Source organism: Neobacillus sp. PVCKKU3 (assembly GCF_058323225.1).
The window spans coordinates 1-23,710 of record NZ_JBLVQN010000061.1 but is presented as its reverse complement, the minus strand read 5'-3'; the positions used below and the strand labels follow the sequence as shown (position 1 = coordinate 23,710).

Annotated in this window: 23 protein-coding genes; 2 read left to right on the top strand and 21 right to left on the bottom strand. The window is 40.7% G+C overall.

Annotation, left to right across the window (positions count from 1 at the left end):
• Positions 1-151: 151 nt before the first annotated feature.
• The 9 genes from ACNQGS_RS27235 to ACNQGS_RS27195 form a co-directional block, all read right to left on the bottom strand.
• Complete coding sequence (locus ACNQGS_RS27235) at positions 152-1,381, bottom strand: DUF438 domain-containing protein (RefSeq protein ID WP_491490115.1); 1,230 nt, start codon at positions 1,379-1,381, stop codon at positions 152-154.
• Between the two features lie 168 nt (positions 1,382-1,549).
• Positions 1,550-2,326 (bottom strand): enoyl-CoA hydratase/isomerase family protein, encoded by a 777-nt coding sequence (locus tag ACNQGS_RS27230; protein ID WP_491490114.1) that lies wholly within the window; start codon positions 2,324-2,326, stop codon positions 1,550-1,552.
• Between the two features lie 30 nt (positions 2,327-2,356).
• Positions 2,357-3,103 carry an SDR family NAD(P)-dependent oxidoreductase gene (locus ACNQGS_RS27225; protein ID WP_491490113.1) on the bottom strand — a complete coding sequence of 249 codons (747 nt, stop codon included), beginning with the start codon at positions 3,101-3,103 and terminating at the stop codon, positions 2,357-2,359.
• A 17-nt stretch (positions 3,104-3,120) separates the two neighbouring features.
• Positions 3,121-4,758, bottom strand: a complete 1,638-nt coding sequence (locus ACNQGS_RS27220; protein ID WP_491490112.1) for an AMP-binding protein — start codon at positions 4,756-4,758, stop codon at positions 3,121-3,123.
• A 35-nt stretch (positions 4,759-4,793) separates the two neighbouring features.
• Positions 4,794-5,591, bottom strand: a complete 798-nt coding sequence (gene menB / locus ACNQGS_RS27215; RefSeq protein WP_491490111.1) for a 1,4-dihydroxy-2-naphthoyl-CoA synthase — start codon at positions 5,589-5,591, stop codon at positions 4,794-4,796.
• The gene (locus tag ACNQGS_RS27210) at positions 5,566-6,006 is read right to left on the bottom strand and encodes a hotdog family protein (RefSeq protein ID WP_491490110.1); all 441 of its coding nucleotides are present in this window, start codon (positions 6,004-6,006) and stop codon (positions 5,566-5,568) included. Before ACNQGS_RS27210 ends, menB begins: the two co-directional genes overlap by 26 nt.
• Positions 6,007-6,026: 20 nt before the next feature.
• Positions 6,027-7,181, bottom strand: coding sequence for an acyl-CoA dehydrogenase family protein (locus ACNQGS_RS27205; RefSeq protein WP_491490109.1), 1,155 nt, complete (start codon positions 7,179-7,181; stop codon positions 6,027-6,029).
• Positions 7,182-7,363: 182 nt separating this feature from the next.
• Positions 7,364-8,704, bottom strand: coding sequence for a sigma-54 interaction domain-containing protein (locus tag ACNQGS_RS27200; protein ID WP_491490108.1), 1,341 nt, complete (start codon positions 8,702-8,704; stop codon positions 7,364-7,366).
• A gap of 9 nt (positions 8,705-8,713) precedes the next feature.
• On the bottom strand, positions 8,714-9,139 hold the full coding sequence (locus ACNQGS_RS27195) for a hotdog family protein (RefSeq protein ID WP_491490107.1): 426 nt from the start codon (positions 9,137-9,139) through the stop codon (positions 8,714-8,716).
• Positions 9,140-9,316: 177 nt separating this feature from the next.
• Here ACNQGS_RS27195 and ACNQGS_RS27190 point away from each other — a divergent pair, with 177 nt between their 5' ends.
• Complete coding sequence (locus tag ACNQGS_RS27190) at positions 9,317-9,628, top strand: hypothetical protein (protein ID WP_213148230.1); 312 nt, start codon at positions 9,317-9,319, stop codon at positions 9,626-9,628.
• A gap of 60 nt (positions 9,629-9,688) precedes the next feature.
• Here the strand turns inward: ACNQGS_RS27190 and ACNQGS_RS27185 are convergent, their stop codons facing one another.
• From ACNQGS_RS27185 to brnQ, 10 genes are all read right to left on the bottom strand, one after another.
• Complete coding sequence (locus tag ACNQGS_RS27185) at positions 9,689-10,372, bottom strand: LytA/YqiH family protein (RefSeq protein ID WP_491490106.1); 684 nt, start codon at positions 10,370-10,372, stop codon at positions 9,689-9,691.
• Between the two features lie 134 nt (positions 10,373-10,506).
• Positions 10,507-11,289, bottom strand: a complete 783-nt coding sequence (locus tag ACNQGS_RS27180) for an HAD family hydrolase (protein ID WP_491490105.1) — start codon at positions 11,287-11,289, stop codon at positions 10,507-10,509.
• Between the two features lie 128 nt (positions 11,290-11,417).
• The gene (locus ACNQGS_RS27175) at positions 11,418-12,683 is read right to left on the bottom strand and encodes an MFS transporter (RefSeq protein ID WP_491490119.1); all 1,266 of its coding nucleotides are present in this window, start codon (positions 12,681-12,683) and stop codon (positions 11,418-11,420) included.
• 191 nt (positions 12,684-12,874) lie between these two features.
• A complete protein-coding gene (locus ACNQGS_RS27170) occupies positions 12,875-13,102 on the bottom strand; it encodes a hypothetical protein (RefSeq protein WP_491490104.1) in 228 nt (75 codons plus the stop codon).
• Between the two features lie 93 nt (positions 13,103-13,195).
• Positions 13,196-13,741 (bottom strand): GNAT family N-acetyltransferase, encoded by a 546-nt coding sequence (locus ACNQGS_RS27165; protein ID WP_491490103.1) that lies wholly within the window; start codon positions 13,739-13,741, stop codon positions 13,196-13,198.
• A 148-nt stretch (positions 13,742-13,889) separates the two neighbouring features.
• A complete protein-coding gene (locus ACNQGS_RS27160; protein WP_491490102.1) occupies positions 13,890-14,762 on the bottom strand; it encodes an SDR family oxidoreductase in 873 nt (290 codons plus the stop codon).
• Positions 14,763-14,985: 223 nt separating this feature from the next.
• Positions 14,986-16,416, bottom strand: a complete 1,431-nt coding sequence (locus ACNQGS_RS27155; RefSeq protein ID WP_491490101.1) for a sigma-54 interaction domain-containing protein — start codon at positions 16,414-16,416, stop codon at positions 14,986-14,988.
• 144 nt (positions 16,417-16,560) lie between these two features.
• Positions 16,561-17,346, bottom strand: coding sequence for a 3-hydroxybutyrate dehydrogenase (locus tag ACNQGS_RS27150; protein WP_491490100.1), 786 nt, complete (start codon positions 17,344-17,346; stop codon positions 16,561-16,563).
• Positions 17,347-17,365: 19 nt separating this feature from the next.
• Positions 17,366-18,805, bottom strand: coding sequence for a GntP family permease (locus tag ACNQGS_RS27145; protein ID WP_491490099.1), 1,440 nt, complete (start codon positions 18,803-18,805; stop codon positions 17,366-17,368).
• Between the two features lie 325 nt (positions 18,806-19,130).
• A complete protein-coding gene (brnQ, locus tag ACNQGS_RS27140) occupies positions 19,131-20,501 on the bottom strand; it encodes a branched-chain amino acid transport system II carrier protein (protein WP_491490098.1) in 1,371 nt (456 codons plus the stop codon).
• Positions 20,502-20,853: 352 nt separating this feature from the next.
• Between brnQ and ACNQGS_RS27135 the strand changes: the two genes are divergently transcribed.
• Positions 20,854-21,783, top strand: a complete 930-nt coding sequence (locus ACNQGS_RS27135; protein ID WP_491490097.1) for an endonuclease I family protein — start codon at positions 20,854-20,856, stop codon at positions 21,781-21,783.
• Between the two features lie 105 nt (positions 21,784-21,888).
• On the opposite strand, the gene ACNQGS_RS27130 is transcribed toward ACNQGS_RS27135, so the two are convergent.
• Together ACNQGS_RS27130 and ACNQGS_RS27125 are read right to left on the bottom strand one after the other, a co-directional pair.
• Positions 21,889-22,833, bottom strand: coding sequence for an ABC transporter permease subunit (locus ACNQGS_RS27130; protein ID WP_491490096.1), 945 nt, complete (start codon positions 22,831-22,833; stop codon positions 21,889-21,891).
• Between the two features lies 1 nt (position 22,834).
• A partial coding sequence (locus ACNQGS_RS27125; RefSeq protein WP_491490095.1) for an ABC transporter permease subunit occupies positions 22,835-23,710 on the bottom strand: 876 nt, incomplete at its 5' end.

Below are 23,710 nucleotides of genomic sequence, written 5' to 3'. Positions count from 1 at the left end.
TTTGCCACGTTGTGCTAATTATTTAACTTGGATGAGTTTGTCTTTTTTATCTAATTTTTCTTGCGACATTCTTATCAATGTACACTTTTCCCATTTACACAAAAAACCCCCTCATCCACCGAGGGGGCTAATCCCAATTTCTTCTATAATATTATGATAAAATCCGTTTTTCACCTTCAATCGCCTGAATCGGGGCGATATTTTGCGTAAACTCCAAGGTGCCTACATATTTTCCATCCTCATCGCGAACGGCAAAATATCTAATGTAGACGTACTTATCGCGAAACTTAATCCAAAAATCTTCGCTGTCTTTCTTACCTGATTTAAAGTCTGCCAGCAAATCCTCGACCACATGAACACTTCTTGGCGGGTGACAATTTTGCACTGTCCTTCCGATAATGGCTTTTGTTCTAGCAAAAATTCTATCCTTCCCGTGCGAGAAATAACGGACCACATCCTCATGATCAATAAAGGTAATGTCAACCGGCAAATGGTTTAATAACAGTTCAAGTTGTTTTAACGACAGGATCCCGGTTTCCATTTTAATATAGCCTTCGGAAATGGCATTTTCATCAAGTGCATTCCGTTCTGGTTTCCAAACAGCCTCCGGTTCGGTTAGGCAAAAGCCGATTTCATCGCTCTCACGGGCAATCTTCACCCATTCATCTTCTGTTAAATTGGCCAGCGCCATTGGGAACAGTATGTTCTCCTCCCGGTAAATCATTGCTGTTACCTCTTCGATTACCCAATTTAGTTTTTCAAGCACTACCTGCTTTTCACCATTATAATGAAGCAGTGTTTGTTTCACTTCTTTGATGGCATCGCGGATGAAGTCATCGATTCTCCACATATTATTTGTTGGACCGTAAATGCCGTAGTTTTCTAAGTATGGAAAAATCAAATGCTCCTTACGATTAAAATGTTTATCAATATCAAGCAGCAAGTTGATATCCTCTAAGAGCTTAAATACATTTTCCGCATGATCCTCTTTTTCGAACTGCCATAAATGCACTTGGAGCTGCGTTTTCACCAATTTATCAAGCTCTCTATTTTCCAGCTTAAAGGTGTGGATTGGATGTCCAGGCTGTTCCTCTGGCTTCTTCTCGCGGTTATCTTCCTCAATTCTCCCTTTAAAAATATCAGTGTGCTGAGTGTACAGGCGCTGCAGTTCTTCTGCCGGCATACTTCCCTCGTTGACAAACTCCAGTTGCAGCTGTGCAATTTCCTCTATGGTCACTTTACCAATAAAAGCATCGAAATGAGCCTTCACTTCATTTATATTTCTTCCATTATGAAGGTCTCTGAAAATTTCTTTTAAAATTTCGAGACGCTCTGTATTCTTATATGTTTGTTGTTCACGGTTATTAATGAATTCACTCATATCCAGGATTCTCCTTCGTCAATTGCTTTTTTAAAAAATAACACTAATCCCGGTACGAGTTTGTGATTAAAATCATTCATTTCAAATGAAATATTAACAAGTTGTGAACAATGAAAACCTCCATAAAAAAGCTTCAGTTTCTAAAAATGAAAACTGAAGCTGAACCGCCTATTTGCCGATAAATGAAGCTTGTCGTTTTTCAAGGAATGCCGAGGTTCCTTCCTCCTTGTCAAGGGAGCCGTACAGTACTGCTTGAGCCAGCTGCTCTATCAATATACCTGTTTGAATATCCGTTTCCGCTCCGCTGTGAACCGCGATCTTGGCAAGCCTTACTGCTAATGGCCCCTTGGCTAAAATTTTCCCCGCCTTTTCTTCAACAGCTCTCCATAACTCTTCTGTTGGAACAACTGCCGATACCAAGCCAATTTCTTTTGCTTTCGCAGCAGTGATCATGTCACCTGTTAATATAAGATCAAGGGCTCTGCTTTTGCCAATCAATCTTGTCAGCCTTTGAGTCCCGCCTGCTGCCGGAATAACCGCCAAGTTAAGTTCAGGCAGGCCAAATTTAGCATCCTCACTGGCAATCCGAATATCGCAGGACAGCGCCAGTTCACTGCCACCGCCTAAGGCATAGCCGTTTACCGCTGCGATGGTCACCTTTGGGCTGCTTTCCACTTTTTGATAAAAGCGGGACATTCCGAACGAAATGGCATCCATAGGTTGATAGCCGCGGACCTGATTGATATCAGCCCCAGCCGCAAAGGCTTTATCCCCTGTTCCGGTAAAAACAATGACCCCAATCTTATCTTCCCGTTCAAGTGCTTCAAACCCCTCTTCCATCTCGGTAATGGTATCCTGATTCAAGGCATTCCGAACGCTAGGCCGATTGATTTTGATAACCCAGATAGCCCCTAGCTTTTCCACCAAAATATTATCAAAAGACATTCTACTAATCTCCTTAAAAGATTCTATTTTCTAGAGCATTGTCAAGCCGCCGCTGACCGACAACGTTTGTCCAGTCACATACCCCGCATCATCAGAAACAAAGTAGGCCACCGCACCGGCAATATCCTTTGGCTGTGCCAATCTTCGGAACGGAATAGCCTTTTCCAGAGCACCGGCAAGGCCTTCATTATATGAGCCGATTTCCTGGAATAATGGGGTGTCACTCGGACCTGGCGCCACACAATTTATGTTGATTTTATGACGGGCCATTTCGCGGGCAAGTGTTTTTGTCAGCGCTACTACGCCGCCTTTTGCCGCAGAATAAACAGCTTCACCGCTCGAACCAACCCTAGCTGCATCAGAAGCAATATTAACAACCTTCCCGTACCCGTTTTCAATCATAAGCGGCAAAATCTCCTTGCACGTATGGATCTGCCCCATTAAATTAATATCAATGATTTTCTTCCAGGTGTCCGGCTCACTTTTTAAAAAAGGTTCAACCTTATCCCAGCCGGCATTATTCACTAACACGTCAATTTTCCCAAATGCCTCAACCGATTCCTGAACCGCTTTTTTCACACTTTCCAGACTGGTAACATCACAATGAACTGCAACTGCTTCACCGTCATTTTCTTTAATTTGCGAAACAGTTTCCGCAGCGCCCTCTTTATTAATATCAGCAACAATTAAAGCCATTCCCCGTGATGCTAGTAATTTAGCAATCTCTCTGCCAATGCCGCTGCCGGCACCAGTAACAAATGCAGTACGTTTTACCACGTTTATCCCTCCAATTTTTAAACCTTATCAGCAAATTTTTCATTTAGCAGATTCCTCAAGCGGAACTTCTGGATTTTCCCGCTTGGTGTTCGCGGGAAATCGTCAATCACTTCGAGGTGCTCTGGCCAATATTGCTTGGCGACGCCTCTTTCTGCTAAAAATGCCTTCATCGCATCAAAAGTTAGCGGTACTGCCCCCTGCTTCATGCTTATAAATGCACAGGCTTTTTCCTGCAGACGCGCATCCGGCATAGCAACAATTTGAACGACGGATACATCCGGGTGCTCGTATAAAACATTTTCCACATACGCAACCGGGATGTTCTCGCCGCCGCGAATTATAATATCCTTGTTACGGCCAGTGATGCGGATATAGCCATCGTCATCCATCATCGCACGGTCACCTGTGATGAACCATTCCCCGTCAAACTCAGACCTTGTCAACTCTATTCGTTTTAAATAACCAACAAACAATGAAGGTCCTCTTACCAGTAAACTTCCTTCTACGTTAGGAGGCAGTTGATTACCTACTGCATCCACAACCTTAACCTCAAGCCCCGGGAATGCTTTCCCATCTGTAGAAGTGAGCTTTTCCTCGGTATCGTTTGCAAGAGTCAGGGTAACCAAGCCGTTTTCGGTTTGCCCCCAGCCTGACAGGATTTGCGCGGGCAGCTTTTGCCGGGCCTGTTTAACAAGTGTTCTTGGGATTGGGGCTCCAATCGCGGCAAAATACCTGAGCGAGCTTAAATCGTATTTCTCGATTCCGTTGACTTGAATCGTGTCCTGTAAAAATGGTGTAGCTGCAGTAGTAAAGGTAATTTTCTCTTTTTCTATTAATTGAATAAACTCTTCAGGATTCCAAATATCTTGGTAAACAGCACTCCCCCCATATATAGCCGGAAGGCGGACACCATATAGGAAACCGGTTTGATGGGCAAAGGTGGAAGCCATGAAAATGACATCATTTGGAGTTAATTGAAAATGATCAATCCAAAGCTCGGATGCGAACGTCACCGTATTGTGGGTGTGCATGACACCTTTTGGTTCACCAGTTGTGCCTGACGTAAAAATAATTTCTGTTATTTCATTAGGATCAAGGGCAATCTGGTCCAAAACAGAAGGATCCCTTTGCTCTTCCCAAGGAACATCCATTAAATAGGAGAAAGATTTCATGCCCTCCGGCACTTTTTCTCCAATGACAAAGATATGTTCCAGTGAGGGCCACTGCGGCTTAAGTCTCTCAATCATTTCCGAATAATTGAAACCGCGGAACTCGTCGGGTACGACAATCATCTTGGATTCGGCGAGTTTGACCATAAATCCAATTTCCCGATCACGATAAATAGGGATTAATGGATTGCTTATGGCGCCAATTCTAGTGGCCGCAAAGTGTAAAATCACAAACTCATTCCAGTTTGGAAGCTGGATGGAGATGACATCCCCTTTTCTAAAGCCTATTTCAAGCAGACCAAGGGCTACTCGGTCGACGAGTTTTCCGAGTTCCTTATAGGTGTATCTGCTTTTCTTATCAATAATGGCTGTTTTTTCAGGATACTTTTCAATTGCTTCCTTTAAATAATCAAGAATCGTCTTATTTGACCAATTCGATTCATATTTTTTGATATCCTCATCCGTTAAAATCGTTTCGAAACCCATCAGCCTGTTCTCCCCCTACTAAAGGTAATATTGGTTTACTGTCTGAATTTCTTAAAATCAACCGGACGTTTCTCGACAAACGCATTTCTTCCCTCTGCCGACTCATCCGTTTTGTAGAACATCGCTAAGCTTGCCATTGAAATTTGCGAAATCCCTTCAATATTGGCGGAATCTGCGTTAAAGGAATATTTCAACATTTTAATAGCTGTTGGACTCTTTTCTAGAATTTTTCCCGCCCATTCCTCTGCAGCCGCCATCAGCTCGCCTTGAGGGACGATTTTATTGACAAGGCCCATTTCCTTTGCCTCCTGCGCTGAATACTTTTCGCACAAGTACCAAATTTCCCTGGCCTTTTTCTCACCGACAATCCTTGCAAGATAGGCAGATCCTAACCCTGCATCATAGCTGCCCACTTTCGGACCGCTTTGGCCAAAAATGGCATTTTCAGCAGCGATGGTTAAATCGCAAAGCACATGTAGAACGTGGCCGCCGCCAATCGCATAACCGTTTACGGCTGCAATAACCGGCTTTGGAATCGCGCGGATTGTCCGGTGCAGAGCTTCAATTTCCAAGCCGATACCACCGCCAAGTCCGCCTGAGCTATCATAGCCACTGTCACCTTTATTCTTTTGGTCACCGCCAGTACAGAAGGCTTTTTCTCCTGCTCCGGTTAAAATAACCGCGCCAATTCGGTTATCATCCCAGGCATCCCGGAACGCCCAAATCAATTCTTGGACAGTTTGAGCACGAAAGGCATTATAAACCTCTGGGCGATTAATTGTTATCTCGGCAATTCCATCCTTTTTCTCATAAAGTACATCTGTCATTTCCATTTTTCATTCCTCCATTTTCTTTTGATAAAATTTTCAAAATAACTTGCCCTCTGACCACTTCAAAACCAGATTGATTGGTGCATGTTACCTTTTCAGTCACCCAATCCATCTCTTGATTGACGTCTATGGTTTCTATCTCAACTGTCAACAAATCGCCGATATGGACTGGATTTAAAAAGACGAATTCTTTCTTCAATATCACAGCAGGGTGACAGGTCAGTTCTTTACCCATCGCCTCCTCAATCAATCCCTCACAAACAATTCCCGGAACAAGAGGCCGTTCAAACCGCGTCTCACTTTGATACACCACATTAAAATCCCGGGTTAAGAATTTCCACTTTTCAACATCTTTACTAACAATCGTCCTTTGGATTCTCGCTATTTGTCCGATGAAAAATTTTTCAGCATCATCCATTTGGGAAGTAGTCTCCTATTTTAATAGGGACGAAATTCTTTTCCAATCAATTCTCGAGCAATCACCATTTGGTTAGCCTGTGCTGTGCCATCTCCAATTTCCAGCCCAATTACATCCCGAAGCCTTTGTTCGAGCGGCATTTCCTTCGTATAGGCGTAGTGGCCATTAAGAAGCATACATTCATGGATTGCCTCCTGAGCATATTTTGGTCCTAGCCATTTTACCGAGGATGCCTCTTTTGTATGTTTTTTCCCATTGTCACGAAGCCATAGGCCGCGATATGCCTGCCACTTAATTAACTCCAACTGCGTATAGTGGGTGACGATTGGAAAAGAAACCCCCTGAAATTTTGCAAGCGGTCTGCCAAAAGCCTGCCTCGTTTTTACGTGTTCAATGGTCTCATCGATACTTTGGAAGGCTGCCCCAGCACACTGGAGGCCAATTAATAGGCGGCTAAGGTCAAACCCATTCATGACCTGGAAAAAACCATTGTTTTCAAGTCCGATTAAATTTTCTTCCGGGACCTCGACGTCCGTTAAATAAATCGAACCTCTTCCAATCGGTACATTCCCCATGTCGTCATAACCTTTACACTCCACGCCAGGAGCATCGGCAGGCACGACGAAGGCACTGATGCCTTTGCTACCGGAGCTGGGGTCTGTTTTTGCAAAAACGATGAAAGCATCGCCAATCGTTGCCGCACTGATACCTGACTTTTCTCCATTTAAAATGTAGCGGTCCCCTTTATGTATTGCTGTCGAGCGGATTCCAGCCGCATCGGTCCCGGCCGCTGGCTCGGTAATTGCTACTCCAACAATTTTGTCACCGCTGGCAATTTGCGGAAGCCAAGTTTTTTTCAATTGGTCTGTCGCATGATTGCTAATAATTTCCGATGCAAGCGCATTCAACATAACGGCATAGGTTAGGTTAAAATCCCCGCGCCCTATTTCTTCTGCAGCAATTCCAGTCGTCACACAATCCGCCCCGCTGCCGCCATACTCTTCGGGAATTCGCAGTCCATTCACTCCCAGTTCCCCAAGCTTTTTCCACAAATGGCGGGGATGTGTTTTTTCCCGGTCCCATTTTGTATATTGGGGCAGCAATTCATTTAAGGAAAATTCTCTTAGCATTTCGCGAAAATATTCTTGTTCATTACTAAAGGTAAAATTCAACAAGATGATTCCCTCCTTTACCTTTCTATATTGCAAATTCCGTGCCAACATAGAATTCACTACTATTGCTGTTTCCCGAGTTTTGCATTTTTGCAAAATCACTATTCTTTTGCAAAATTGCGAATCTAATTTGCGAAACAAAAAAAACACACACTAGAAAAAGTGTGTGTGAATAGATAAAATCATCATTTATTTAGTTTATATTTCGCTATTTTTCTATATAGACTGGCTAGGTGAATATTCAGCAATTGGGCTGCTTTTGTCCGGTCGCCGTCTGCTTCCTTTAGTGCACGCTGGATAGCGGAAATTTCTGCATTTGATACAGCTTCCTCTAAACTTAAGAGTTTAGGTGTTTCTTCCGCCTCCATTTTTTCAACTGAACGTTCAAGAGATGGGGAAAAAAACAAGCTTTCCATTGTCAGGGTTTCCCCCTGAACAATGTTCATCCCCCGTTCAATAACCGCTTTTAGTTCGCGAACATTCCCAGGCCACTCGTAATTCAAAAGCCATTCCTGGAGATTGGGTGCTAAGTATTTTACCTCTTGGACTAATTTTTCATTGAAATATTCGATGAAATAATAGGCTAACGGTAAAATGTCCTCTTTTCTCTGCCTTAACGACGGTATTTTTAATTCAAATACATACAAACGATAAAACAAATCCTGCCGGAACTTGCCTTCCTGAACCAAAGTTTTTAGATCTCGGTTCGTAGCTGCAACAATCCTGATATCGACATTCTTGCTCCCTGTTCCCCCAAGCCGCTCCACCTCTCGCTCTTGCAGCACTCGGAGCAATTTCCCCTGTGCTTGATAAGGCAACTCAGATATTTCATCCAGAAATAGTGTCCCGTTCTGCGCCAATTCAATTTTTCCAGGCTTTCCTTCTTTCTTCGCCCCGCTAAATGCCCCTCCTTCATAGCCAAATACTTCCGATTCAAATAATTCATCAGGAATCGCCGCACAGTTAACCGCCACAAACGGATGGTTTTTTCTCGAGCTAAGTCCATGAATGGCCTGGGCAAACAATTCCTTCCCTGTACCGCTTTCGCCAGTAAGCAGCACAGTTGAACTGCTGGCTGCAATCCTGGCAGCCAATTCCTTAATTTGCGCCATCAATGGGCTGTCGCCAATAATCTCCTCAAAACTATATCGATTCCCGTTGGATGTTTTTGATCTTATTTTTGGCTTATCCACCATCTGCAGAAAGGAATAAAATTCAGCATGATCGATTTCTTCTTTTCTTAAAATGACCGAATAAATGAGGTGTTTGTCCTTTTTTTCGATTCGAATTAAACAGGGACGACCTTTAATTAAACCAGAAATAACTGTATTTCCAACAGCAGAGGTTGGCCGTTTTTTTGTGGCTCCTTCCACGATATGCGCAATAGAAAGCCCAATTATATCAGGCTTTTCAAAAGCAAAATAGCTGCAAAATTCAGGGCTAACATCTACAAGAATCCCCTTTTCATCCACTGCCAGTGATCCCCAATACCCTGTGCGGTTATCAACTTTTTGGGTCAGTTCCATTCACATCACCTATGAACTTTGTTTAGGCAGCATAAGTATGACCACCTGTCCTTTTACCACTTCGTTTCCCTGCTGGTTGTAACAGCTGACCCTTTGTGTTACCCAATTCCTTGTCTCGTTAATATCAATAATTTCGAGCTCCGCTGTAATCTCATCTCCCACATGAACTGGGTAATAAAAAACTAGTTCCTTTTGCAGCAAAATGCAGGCGTCTCCCGGCAACTTTTGGCTAATGACCTGGGTGATTAAGCCTTCGGTCAATAACCCTGGAACAATTGGTTGGTCATAAAAATTTTTCCAGACATTTTCATTTACTTGATAAACTGGGCTAAAATCCCGTGTCAACTCATTGCATAATTTGACATCATCATCTGTAAATACTCGTTTTAAGCGAGCGATTTGTCCGATAAATAACTCATCAATCGCTATACTCATCTATTTCATCTCCTATTGAAAAAATATTATGAATATTTTTTATAATTTAAGGGTAACAGATACTCATCCATCCGTGCAATACTCAATCCCCATTCACAACTGTGTTAGGTTTTATAATTATTGAATATTCAACGCCGCAACGGCATATCGTTGTTAAGACGGAAAGGAGACTAAAGAATGACCATAAGTAAAGAAACAACCAAGAAAATTGATAGTATCGCCAATCAGAAGGTCCGAAACATTGTTAAAATATGCGTGGAGCAAGGCTGCCAATTCAGACCGCATCCCAGCAATCCAAATATGATAAATTTGTTCGATCCAATCCGAAGGAAAAATATTATCGGCGATATAAATATTGCAAGTGAAAGAGGCTATTTTACCCTTGAAGTGAAGGGCGGAAGGTTCAAGTCATTTCGTAATGAAACACATGATTTGGATATTGACCGGGCAGATTTCGAAGAACGGGTACTTAAAAAGCTGAAAGGCTGATTGATTAAAAACTAAGGGGCAGTGATATCTAAATCACTTGCCCTTTTATGAATGTACTTTTTATAAAAATTTTTCAATTACCTTTTGTCCATTTTCATTTTCTTTATATAGAAATGTTACGTTACTTCCCTCTTTAAGGGCCAATATTTGTTTTCGGGCTTCATCGGATAATTGGAACGCGGTTTTCGTGCCATTCATATCAATCTCAATGGTATGAGGGTCGATTTGTCCAACATATTTGCCAGAACCGTCGAGAGCGGCTTTTTCCACAAGTAAATCCATAACAACCCTCGCCTGCTCCTCTTTTGCTGTTAAGAAAACCTCCAGCTTATAGTTGCCATTTTTCAGGTCGGTGATGGTAAATTCCTTGGCAATTTCTTCATTGTTTTCGAGATTTACCTCCTCCATGGCTTGAGTAGACATAACCTCTTTTGAATATTGTTTTACCTTTTTTCCAGACTCATCATATACGATATAATCCACTTGTAAACCATTTGAAAACGTTAATTTCTGAGCTTTACCGGAAATATTCTTTACTCGGTAATTCACGTTAATTTCCGGCCCTTGCTCAATAATTTCAATCCTTGGAAGGAATCTTGCAGCAATCTCATTTTGTTTAGGTGCTGCCGCTTTTGGAGGTCCTGAACTGCCATTCGTCTTATCCCCCACACCTGAACCGCAGCCCGCTAAAAGTCCAATAGCTAAAACAGAGGTTAATATGAAAATCACACTTTTATTTCTCATTTTCACGATCCCCTTTTTGTAATTATTTGGTTTCAGCATAATAGTCGCTTAAAGAAGGGGGGAGGTTACACCGTATTAAAGAAATTGGTCTTTTGACATAAAGAAAGCCGCCCGATTAGGCAGCTGATCTTTTTTTATAACTTCTCCAATATCGTAAAAAGCTCTTCTAAATGGTGAATCTCGAACGTAGGAATGACTTCATTCCGCTCTTTATTGTGGCGGTTAATCCAAACGGATTTGATCCCGGCACGGTTTGCCCCAAGAATATCGGTCATTAGGTTATCCCCCACCATGATGACTTCCTCCTTTTGCATAGACAGGCGTGACAAGGCATGTTCAAAAATTGCTGGATCTGGTTTTCCTCTACCAAAATCACCTGAGATGACGATTTGGTCAAAGTATGGAACCAATTCTGGAGTAATGGTTAGTTTCGTATTTTGCAAGTCTGGTGATCCATTCGTTAATAGTAGAAGCTGGTATTTCCCTTTTAACGAATCTAGTGTTTTAAACGTTTCCTCATATAAAAACGGCAGCTTTCGGCGCTCCGCTGGGAAACGCTCCGCCAATTCTTGTCCAAATTCTGGGTCGTCAACCCCCAAAGCCTTAAGCCCCGCCGTCCAAGCGTCTTTCCGGTAACCAGGAACCGTATCCTTCATTTTTCTAAAATCATCGTGATCATCTAGGAAATTACCCCATAGACCTTCAAAGGGATTGATTCCTATCATTTGTGTAAAAGGATAAAATTCATAGGAAGAGTAGAGGTTTCTAGCAGCCTCTCTGACAGCCTCCTCCAACTGGTCCGAATCTAGTCCATATCGTTCCTCTGCAACCTTACATGTAGCCACAAAGGCTTCCTTTACACTCTTCTGATCCCACAGCAACGTATCATCCAAATCAAAAAAAACTGCTTTAATCATGCTGGCGCCTCACTTTTTGTTTTTTTAACTAGTTTACCATTTTTTCAAAAAAAGAAAACTGAAAACTTCCTATATTCATAATCTAAAAAAGAGGTTTTAAAATAAGGAGGAATTATATTTTTCAATATTTATGCATGTAATGTTTTTAATTCTTTCTCTTCCTTACTAACGATTTGCTTCGGAAGCAACCCGCTAAAAATGGCCGCCAGTGCAAGAATGATAATCGAAAAGTAGAAAGAAAGATTATAATTTCCTGAGAGGCTATACCATAAACCTGGTAAGTATGAACCTAATGCCGAACCTATTTGATGGCTTAGTGACAACATGCCCAGGATAAACCCTACAGAATGATTTTTAAAAAATTGAGTTGCCAGTAATTGAGTTGGTGCTACCGTTGCAAAGTCGACCAATCCAAACACAACGGCAAAAGCCAGCAGCATTGCCGGGTTATAAGTATTTAAAAGAATAACAATGGATGAAGCTCTTACCGCATACAACCCGAACAGTATTTTTTTGCAGCTCCATCGATCCGCAACGATACCTGAAAGTAAAATGCCAATAATGTTAAAAGCAGCCAGAATGCTCACTGCAGCACCTGTTACACCTGGTGAAAATCCACATAAATTAGAAATAGGAATTAAATGTGTATCCATTAATCCTGTCGTGGTAAATCCACAAACTCCAAACGGTAAAATTAAAAACCAAAACTGTCTTTGGCGGAAAGCATCCCAAATAGAAAAATTACTATTTTGATTCGCATCACCAATTGTCTGTTTTTCTTCTTTCGCTTTTCCGCCAATTGGCAGTATACCTTTCTCTTTAGGGTCATTGCGTAATAATAAAAGGACAACAGGAAAAACAATAACTGCCAGAAAAATGCCTAAAATAACAACTGTTACTTTCCAATTCAACCAGTTTATTAACAGTAAAGACCCTGGTACAAGAAGCATTTGCCCTGCTCCAAATCCTGCTTCGATAATCCCCAAGGCAAGGCCGCGTTTTTCATTGAACCACTTCGTTACCAGGACGGTTGCCGCAACATTAGATGCTCCCCCCACTCCGATGGAAACGAAGATGCCGTAAAGAACAAACAACTGCCATGGCTTATTGATAAAGGAGGTTAAGAAGATACTCACTCCAACCAATAAGGTACTCACCGATAAAATCAACCGAGGACCCAGCTTATCTACGAGTCTCCCAATCACTGGCTGCGAAAGACCATAAACAACAAAGCTTAATGTAGATATAAGGGAAATAGTCCCCCTATCCATGGAAAAATCTTTTTCCCAAGGCTGCACAAATGCTCCAAACGCAAGGCGAACTCCTTGAACAGCCAATAAAGCTAAAAATGTAATAAAAATAATTATCCATGCATAATGGAATTTTGCTTTCATAGAATTCACCACATCCGGACAGTAATTTAGTTTCGTTCCCGTTTTCAGCCTAATCACAAATTTCACAATATTAATAGTATTCACTGTACTATGATACCACTTTTCCGCTTTTAACAAATAAAAAAGGTACTTTCTCATTAAGAAGAAAAGTACCTATAACCAAAATTATTCTTTTTACAACAATCCAAGAATTAATATAAATACGGATAAGAACCTCCCGGCGGTCTCCAAGTCGGGATTCCTTGAAACCCATGACCCATCATTGGCTGCTGATAATATGGATTGTGATTTGGATTGTGATTTGGATTGTGAGAAGGCGTGTAGTGATGTGGAACATGGCTAAGCGTTGAGTGATTATATTCGGCAATACAACCTCCTGTTTGTCCAGGATATGGACCAGTTGTAATATGTTGTGTCAATCTTTACACCTCTTTTCCACGAAATTTAATTTATCATATGAAGACAAGTTTCATTTTGTTACTTTCATAAAAAAACACCAATTAGCCTTTTGATTACACATTAATCCTTCCCATCAAAATAGTATTATAGTAATTCCCATCGGAAAGAATTTTGTCCTTTTTTAAGATGCCTTCCACTTCGAACCCATATTTTTGATAAAGTTTAATAGCTTTATCATTCGTTTCAAGAACACTCAATGATATTTTCTTAATACCGTTTGAATCTGCCCAATGAATGGACTCTTCCAATAGTTTTTTTCCTATACTATGACCCCAAAATTCTTTTAAGACACAGACTCCAAATTCCACTTTATGTGACATTCTTTTCAGTTGAGTCCCTTCACATCTAGAGAAACCTATAATTCTATCATCGGCTTTAGCCACTAAAAAAAGATTATTTTTCCGTTCAGTATCCTCCCCAATAATCTGTTTGAAGCCAGATTCATCTATGTATGCTTCTCCTTTTTCTCGATCCATATTTTCGGTCTCACCATCAATTTGTAACCTAACTTCAGACAAGTTTTTGGCATCCTCCTCTTTTGCAGACCTAATAATATAAAGTAAATTATTTATTTCAAATTCATTTGGATTCACTTTCATTTAAAACTGTCCCCCCTTTTTCAGCTTAGTTGCCCTTACTATAATACTCCCATGACCACTTAATTTCCTTCTTGCTAACATAAAAAAGCGTTCCTGTTTGAAACAGAAACGCAACTTTATACCCACAAATATTGAGTTTTGAGTGTTATTATTTTGTTTGGTTGATTCCATTAACGATTTGTGTCAATGCTTCATTTATTGGTGTAGCCGGCCGGCCAATAAGTTTTTCAAAATCGTTACTTTCAACAGCCAGTGTATCTTCGCGAATGCTTCTTTGGATGTCAACAAGTAAAGGAATAAGAAAATCAGGCAGTCCAGCAGCTTTCATAATATCGGCATATGCAGCATCATCAACCTTTTGTAAAATTACCTCTTTACCCAACACGTTTCCAAGGGCAGATGTTAATTCTTCCTGTGTTAATAGTCTGCCGGAAAGCTCGTAAATTGTGTTATCGTGTCCTTCACCCGTCAGTACCGCAGCAGCAGCCTCTGCATAATCCTGCTGCAAAGCCCAGCCGACTTTACCTGATTCCGCAGATGTTACCCATGGAGCACCTGCGATGACACCTTGAATACTTGGGATTTCGTTTTCCAAGTACCAGTTGTTGCGTAAGAAGGAGTATGGGATGTCTGTTTTCACGATTGCCTTTTCTGTTGCCTGATGTGTAGGGGAGAATAGGTTATTACTTTCCGTTGCGTTCGCTAAACTAGTATAGGCAATAAATTTAACTCCCGCACGTTCTGCTGCAGCTACTGCATTGGCATGCTGGCGAATTCTTGTTTCATTGTCTCCGTCCGCAGAAATGATTAATAAACGATCGATACCTGCAAAAGCAGTATCCAATGTTTCCGGCAGATCAAAATCTCCATGACGTACTTCCACTCCACGAGCACGCAGCCCTTCTGCTTTCTCCGGATTGCGAACACTGACAGCAAGTTGGTTTGCGGCTACAGTTTTTAATAAAGTCTCAACGACTTTTGTGCCAAACTTTCCTGTAGCTCCTGTGACTAATAATTTCATTTTGATTCCTCCGATATAGTTTTATTTAAGAGTCCATTTGTAACAAATTTAATTACCTGTAATCATAATAGTTACAATTTGTTTTTTTGTCAACAAATAAATTTTGTTCTTTCTATTAAGATAAAAATCACATAAATCAAAAAAGGACTTACTCATTAAAATTTCGAGTGAAGTCCTTGATAATATGATGGATTTCTTTAGTTCCTGTATTGGTTAAATCTTTTTAATTTATATCATATAATTTACATTTATCATAAAAACTGGTTTTACCGATTTCCAGTAGTTTAGCCGCTTCTAGTTTATTACCCTTCGTTACCACTAAAGCTTGTTCAATTGCTTGTTTTTCTGCTTGAACGAGTGTCTCCTTCAATGGGAGAATATTCTTCGGTTCCGTTGACAAGATATTGCTTAATGAAACAGTTTGTTCATTATGTAAGTTAACTGTGTTTCCCCCCTCGGTTTCTCGATCGCGCAAATATAGGGGCAGGTGCATTAATAGAATGGTTTTTCCATCAAGCACATTGATAGAACGTTCTAATACATTCTCCAATTCGCGAATGTTCCCCGGCCAAGAATGCTGCATCAATCTCTCAGTTACTTCATAGGACAACTCAATACCATTTCGGAAAAATCTCGCCTCTAATTTTTTCAATAACCGCTTTGCAATCGCAGGGATATCTTCCTTTCTCATCCTAAGCGGAGGAATATCAATTTTAATAACATTTAATCGGTAATATAAATCTTGACGGAAATCCCCTTTTTCTACCATTCTTTCTAAATTCCGATGGGTGGCGGCAATGATTCGCACATCTACAGGGATTGACCTATGACCACCGACTCGGAACACCTCTTTTTCCTGAAGGACCCTTAATAGCTTGCTTTGCATCGAGAGCGGCATATCTCCGATTTCATCCAAAAACAGCGTTCCGCCGCTTGCCAATTCAAACTGCCCCTTTTTGCCGCCTTTTTTCGCGCCTGTAAAAGCACCATCCTCATAGCCAAACAATTCTGATTCGAGCAAGTGCTCCGGTATGGAGGAACAATTAATTGCCACAAAGGGAGCGCCGTACCGTTTGCTGTCACGGTGAATGGCATGCGCAAATAGTTCCTTTCCGCTGCCTGATTCACCGATTAATAGCACCGACGAATCGCTCCTGGAAACTCTTTGCGCCAATGTTTTTGCTGCAAGAAAATTAGGGCTGTCCCCAATTAAGTCCTGAAAACTATATTTACTTTGCAAATCCCTTTGAACTTTTGCTTGATAATAGTTTAATTCATCAACAAGGCTTTGGATCTTACTTTTATACATCCGCCATTCTTCGGGATTTCGGAACATGACATTTCCTACAGCACCAACAATTTGCCCTTCTTCCAAAATAGGAAAACGGTTGGCAATCATTTCACTGCCATTTATTTGTTGGACTGAGGCCAGTTCCTTCAGACCTGTTTGGGCAACAATATGCATCCGCGAGTTTTCAATCACATCCTGCACATGCCGGCCAATCGCCTCTTCCATTGTAGTGCCGATAAACTCGCAATATCCCTCATTAATATATAAAATAATCCCGTTATCATCGACAATAACCACACGTTCTGCTAATAGATTAATAATTTGCTCATGCCAGCTGTTTGGTACTTTGTCAAATGCCCGCATCGATTGCCTCCCTTATAAAAACTCGATAAATTTATTATAGCAAAATCTTAATGAGTTTTTTGAAATTTGGAAGATTTGTAAAAAAAAGAGAATCCCGCTGACTCGGATTCTCTTGGACTATGTTATCAATTACACCGATATCGTCTACTGCGCTGTGTACCCGCCATCGAGAACAACCGCCTGACCTGTTATTCCCCTGCCTTTGTCGCTTGCTAAAAATACCGCATAATCCGCAATCTCAGAAACGGATAAGAGCCTTTTTTGCGGGACAAGCGGATAGATGACCTCCTCAAGAACACGTTCCAAAGCGACGTTTCTCGTTTTGGCCAAATCAACTAATTGGCCCCTTACAAGCGGTGTATCAACATAACCCGGACATAAGGCATTGACCGTAATTCCGTACTGGGCGCCTTCTAATGCGGCTACTTTCGTTAAGCCAATCACCCCATGTTTCGCGCTGTTGTAGGCCGCTTTCCCGGCAAAGCCAACCAAGCCATTAATGGAAGCCATATTGATAATTCGGCCAAAGCCCTGATCTTTCATATAAGGCAATACATTTTTAATGCCAATAAACGGTGCCGTTAACATAACTTTAATCATCAGTTCAAATTTTTCTGTCGGAAAATCCTCAATTGGGGAAACAAATTGCAGCCCAGCATTATTTACGAGAATATCTATTTTTCCAAAGGTACTCCTTGCCAATTCCAGACTATTCTTATATGCTTCCTCATCAGTGACATCACAGGGAGCTGCAATTGCTTCAAAACCTTGTTCCTTTAACTCCAGCGCCACTTGTTTACTTTTTTCTTCATTTAAATCGGAAATAACAATATTTGCACCTTCTTCAGCAAAAGTCCTGGCAATTTCTAAGCCGATTCCGCTTGCCGACCCGGTCACAAATGCTGTTTTTCCAGCTAATACTTTACTCATAATCTGGCCTCCTAAACTGTTAAGCAATTCCAAAGAGTGTATATATAGCAATAACCGCAAATACCGCCAATGTCTTAATGACCGTAATGGCAAAAATATCACGATAGGATTGCTTATGGGTTAAACCTGTTACTGCCAGCAAGGTGATGACTGCCCCGTTATGCGGCAGTGTATCCATGCCGCCCGATGCCATCGCCACGACTCGGTGCATAACTTCAGGTGGAATATTCGCTGCGGCAATCGCTTGATTATACTTTTCAGCCATCGCCCCTAGCGCAATCCCCATGCCGCCTGAGGCCGAACCGGTCATTCCGGCAAGTGTCGTAGTGGTAACAGCTCCGTTCACGAGTGGATTAGTAAAAGTAGAGGAAATGCCATCACTCATTTTTGCAAATCCCGGAAGTGCTGCAATGACTCCGCCAAATCCATATTCCGCCCCTGTATTCATGGTAGCCAATAGTGACCCGCCTATGGCTGTGTTCACACCATCCTTAAAGCCTTTCGTTACCCGTTTCCAATCGTAGGCAATCGAAGTGATAATCCCGACAAGGAGTGCCATAATAATCGCCCAAATGGGAGCAGATACTGCTACATCAACCTTATAGGTATCCAATCCAAGTGCCGCAAAATCAAATCCATTCGGATACCATTTTGGAATATTCATTACAAAAAGTTTATTCGTTACTCCGACCAAAATGAGCGGAACAAAGGCGAGAATCTTTCTTGATAATGACTGCTGGGTTGTTAAATCAGGAAGAACAGGTTCATTGGTATCCAGCTTTTCCTTTTCAACAGCGGACGCCGTTTCTGTACCAAACCCGTAATAGCCTTCACCGGCTCTTTCTGCTTTTTTCCTTCTAGATTCTAGATAGAATAGGCCAACAGCCAAAACGATGATCGCACCAATTATTCCCAGGATAGGTGCAGCATAAATATCGGTTTTAAAGAAAGCGATTGGAATGACGTTCTGTATTTGCGGTGTACCCGGCAGCGCATCCATTGTGAAAGTAAAGGCGCCCAGCGCAATTGTACCTGGAATAAGCCTTTTCGGAATATCTGCCTGCTTGAACATTTGTGCAGCAAACGGGTAAATCGCAAACACGGCTACGAATAAACTAACCCCGCTGTAGGTTAATATTGCCCCAAGCAACACAATCGACAGCATCGCCCGTTTCGCCCCAAGCCAGCCGACAATTGTCTTCGCAATCGATTCAGCAATCCCGGACATTTCAACAACCTTACCAAAAATAGCTCCCAATAAGAAAACAGCAAAATAAGATTTAATAAATCCGACCATTTTTTCCATAAATACGCCCGAAAAGAATGGCAATACATGGCTTGGTGCAATTAAGACCACAGCCAGGAGGGCACAGATTGGAGCAAACAGGATAACAGAGTAACCTCGGTAGGCCACAAACATCAATAATCCAAGTGCCAATAAAATTACCAATAAATCCATATAAATCCCCCTTGCGTAAAATTCGTAAAGGTTTTTTAGAAAACGCCTTCATACCCGTTTTAAAAAAAGGCCGTTACATTTAAATTTATTTGCAAGTTTTATGCCAACTATTCTGAAAATTAAAAATTCCTAATATAAAGGCATAATCAACATATTCACTTAGGAAATATCGATAATTGGTGAGTCAAATTTCCGATTCTACGGAAGCTGTTTTTCCGTTCTTCCGGAAATTCCACCTATCCGGAAAATTAATCCCTTCACCAATAGTTTTTTTTCAACAAAAAAACGCACTGCCAATGTGCAGTGCATCTTATAAAATTATGCCTTAAACGTTATTTTCCCTAAGAGAAATTCGAAAATATTTTTGCAGCTTCACGATTCCAGTGCTGATCGCAATGGCAATGATTGCTGGCAACAGCCAGCCCAGTCCTTCATTATATAACGGCAGTACTTGTTCATAAAAGGATACAATCGGATCCATCCACCTGAAATTTTCTATTCCTACAAGCTGACAGAAAGTTTTGATACCATCGATAATGCTGACCATAAAGGTTACAACAGTTGCTGAAACATAGACAATCTGCGAATGTCTAAAAAACTTTGATAAAAATGTCAGCAGCATTAGGACTACAGCCAGCGGATAAAGAAACATTAACACTGGAATTGAAAACTTGATGATGTTTGCTAAGCCGAAATTACCAATGATAAGAGATACTAACGAAAAGAAAACAACCCAAATTTTATAGCTAATTTTCGGCATTTGGCCATGAAAATACTCACCGCAGGATGTTACCAATCCGATACTCGTAGTCAAGCAAGCGAGAATGATAATAATCGAAAGCATGACTGTTCCGACAATCCCAAAATAATAGGTTGCTGTTTTTCCGAGGACAGGACCTCCTGTTTCTAAAAGTCCGAATCGCCCTACGCTAGTCGCACCTAAGTAAGCAACACCAACATAAATGATTCCTAGGAAAACTACCGCAACCAATCCGGATTTGGCTGAAGCCGACAGAATGCCGCTTGTTGATTTAACTCCCATTGCACGAACAGCATTGATAACAATGATGCCAAACACAAGCGAGGCCAGTGCATCCATCGTGTTGTATCCTTCCATAAAGCCCTTTACAAACGCGCCGTCGGCATAGGCTTCTTGTGGTGCTCCAATCGACCCCATAGGTTTAACAATCACCATTACCAATAACACAAAAATGAGAATAATGATGGCTGGCGAGAGAATTTTCCCGATCCGATCCACCAGTTTGGCCGGATTTAATGAAAACCACAAGGTTACTCCAAAAAATATTAGTGAAAATATGAACAATCCAATGCGATCCGAGCCCCCGCCAACAAACGGCGCAATCCCAATATCATAGGCTACAGCACCTGTTCTTGGTGCTGCAAACAGCGGTCCAATTGTTAAATAAAGCAGCGAGGTAAAAATGATTCCATAAAGCGGATGAACCCTGCTTGCCAGTTCCTGCAAGTTTCTGCTTCCAGAAACACCCATCGCTAATATTCCAAGAAACGGCAAACCAATCCCCGTTATTAGAAACCCAGCTGCCGCCTCCCAAACCTTTGTCCCTGCGTTTTGTCCTAGTGATGCCGGAAATATTAGATTTCCCGCTCCAAAAAACAAGGCAAATAACATGACCCCTATTACAAAATACTTCGAAAATGGCAATCTATTTTCCATTAAGGTTAAACCCCTTCATTTCTTATTCACGGATACTAATTTTACTATTCTCAAAATTAAAATGCAATCCATTTCCGTGATTATTTTGATAATTTTAAAATACATTTAAATACTGGAAATACAGAATTAATCATTATTTACAGTAATTTCTTTTTGAAGCTACTTTTATAACACTCAATTCACAAAACAAAAGTAATTTTTCTAAAATAACATTTTACCATAGGGAAATTCAGCCACCTGAGCCATAACCTACGCCTGTTAACACAAAATTTCAAATTATAGCCGTTTTGCCGGAGATATCATTATATAATGAATTTGAAAGATAAATTCTTTTTTCTGGAGTGAGATTTAGATGTCAAAAAAGAAAAAAATCATTAAGAATAACACTTCGGAATTTATTGATCTGCAAAAACAATTGGCTTTTTTGCGAGATAACAAGCGTAAAATACGGGAAGACAAAGACCTTTATTACGATAAAACAGAAGATCTGCTCGATATTGAAAAATACTATCAAACAATCGCGCAACATAACCTTGATGTCACCACTTTATTTTATAAATACAATGAATTACTAACAAAAACCCATAAAAATCGAATTCCCTATTTTATCAGTAAAGATTTATATCTATATACCTGGGTAGACCTGCACCCAGACGGCAGCGTAAAAAGTATTTACTCCAGTGAAAAAAAGAATCCTGAAACCATCATTATTCAGGATTATCAAATCATCACAGAAAAATATGAAGAATTTCAGGAATTTCTTCGAAAAATTAAGCAAAAGGAATTCGAAACGTTTCACGAATTGAAAGTCTACGAACGAAAATTAAAAGTGAACACTGAACATATAGTCCCCCAATCATGGTTCGGTGCCCTCGAACCGATGAAGGGCGATTTACATCATTTGTTTGTTTGCGACCCGGAATGTAATATTACCCGCTCAAATTTCCCTTACTCAGATTTACCCAATTTCCATCCCGAATCACCGGAAGAACCGGTTCAAAACAATTGCGGACTCGCAGTCGGGGGAAGATTTGAGCCTGAGCATGGCAAAGGGACAGCGGCAAGGGCAATGCTGTATTTCTTGCTCCGCTATCCGAAGGCAATCAAAAAAGCTTTTCGAATCGAGATAGATCTCTCCACTTTAATCAAATGGCACAAGACATTTCCAGTAGGACTTTATGAAATGCATCGCAATCAAACCATTTACCATATCCAAGGAAATCGGAACCCATTCATTGACTTTCCTAAATTGACTGAACAAATTGAATTCCCTATTCTTTAACTTGTTATTCCCATCATTTTTTTGGCAGATTAAAAGATATGTAGTACTAAAAAAGAGGCATCCTTTAAAACCGGATTGCCTCTTTTATATAGATATAAAATATATTTAGACTTTTTCCCTTTTAAATGTATACTCTTTTCTTTGAAAATACGACTTTATCGAATCATTGATGAAGGCGACGCTGATTGCTGTAAATATAAAGAAGAGAACTGGCGCAATGATAATCCATTGGCTGGAATAAAGGTATGGAAGACTTCCCCCAATAACACCGGACCACTCATAAGAAACAGAGCGGGGATCGTCAACAATCATCCCGTAAGAAACGAAGGTACCGCCGAAGAATAGCTTCATAAACCCAAGGTGGGCAAGGAGCTGCAGGACCTGGGTAAATTGCTGGCCAAATAATAAAATCCATTTTTCGTAAACATGGGGAACGATGTGTTTAAAATAAATGTAGCGTTTACTTGCACCAAGCGTTTTGGACGCCACAATAAAATCTTCCTTTTCCACAATCCTCATTTCATTCGCTAGATGGATGGTTAAATTCGGAATCGCAATAATAATTAAAATAACCGTTTCAAATAAAGCCCTTCTCCAAAATGGGGTTTGGAATCCGTCAATTGGCATCCACAAAACACTAAACAAAATGAAGTAAACGATGATGGTTTGCGGAACGACGGAAAATGGTTCAAAAAGACTTTTTAGAAAAACAAACAGTCTTGGTTTCACAGAGTAGATCAAGGAGCTTGCCACTAAGGACAACAGCAGTCTTAAAATGGCAACAATCAAGGTGATTCCGATGGTGTACTTTGCCCCTTCAATCATCATTTGCCCCAAATCATACCCGAACTTATCCGAACCGAGCAAAAACACCGTAAATGGCGGGTATGGCGGTGCATCGATAAGATTCCCCTTATCATCATAAAAAAAACGTACCTGTCTGATTTCCCCATCATGAAGTACCGTATTTAATATGCTCCAGGTAAGCAGTGTAACAAGGAATAAGACGCCAAAAACAAATCTTTTTCTTTTTAATAAAAATAGAATCATGCTACTTGGAATCCTTTCTGTAATCAAAGCTGATCCATTCGTACGTGCGGTAAAGTAGATAAAAAGGGATAAAAATGAGAATACAGCCGACAACAAAAGGATCAGGTCCAGTGACCATGGCCCTTAACAAGCCGTTCATATTAAACAAATAATCTACTACCAATAAAGTGGACAGCATCGTCCAGAAAATGGTCTTCGATGAGCCAAACATCCCCTCGGCAATATTCCGGAGCACGTGGATATTCAAAATATAAGAAAAAGATAATCCCTTTGCTTTGGCTAAATGGATATATTGTTTCTCCAACTCTTCCTCAATGTGGTGGATGAACACCTTCGTGATATAGAAGCTAATGGGAACGCTTAAGCTGATCACTGGCAACAAGAAGGCCTTTTCGCGCAGACTGACCACTGTTGCTATTTTTATTCCTGTTTTCTTGTAAATCATGATAACAGCCAGCTGCAATAAGAGAATGAACATCAAATCAGGAACAGCCTCTGCCAATTCAATCAGGTTTTTAAGGAAGTTGATTTTTTTCCGAAAAAATATAAACGAAAGATATGTAATGATAAAGGCGATGAAACAAGCTGTAAGGATGCTTAATCCGAAAATTTTCATAGACTCTATGTATCTATCAAAAATAACTGGAAATAATGGATTTTTTCCGTCCAAAGTCAATTGATCATAGGAGATTAAACCAAGGTTCATGGCTTTAATCGCAATAAAGTAATCCGAAAAATGAAACGACAAATCCTTTAATAAAACTGGTAATGCACCAATGCAAATTAACACTTCCACTGCTAACAAGCACTGCAAAACTAAAATAACCACTTTTTTCGCAATACGTTTAAGATTCATAGATTCTTCCTCTCTATTGAT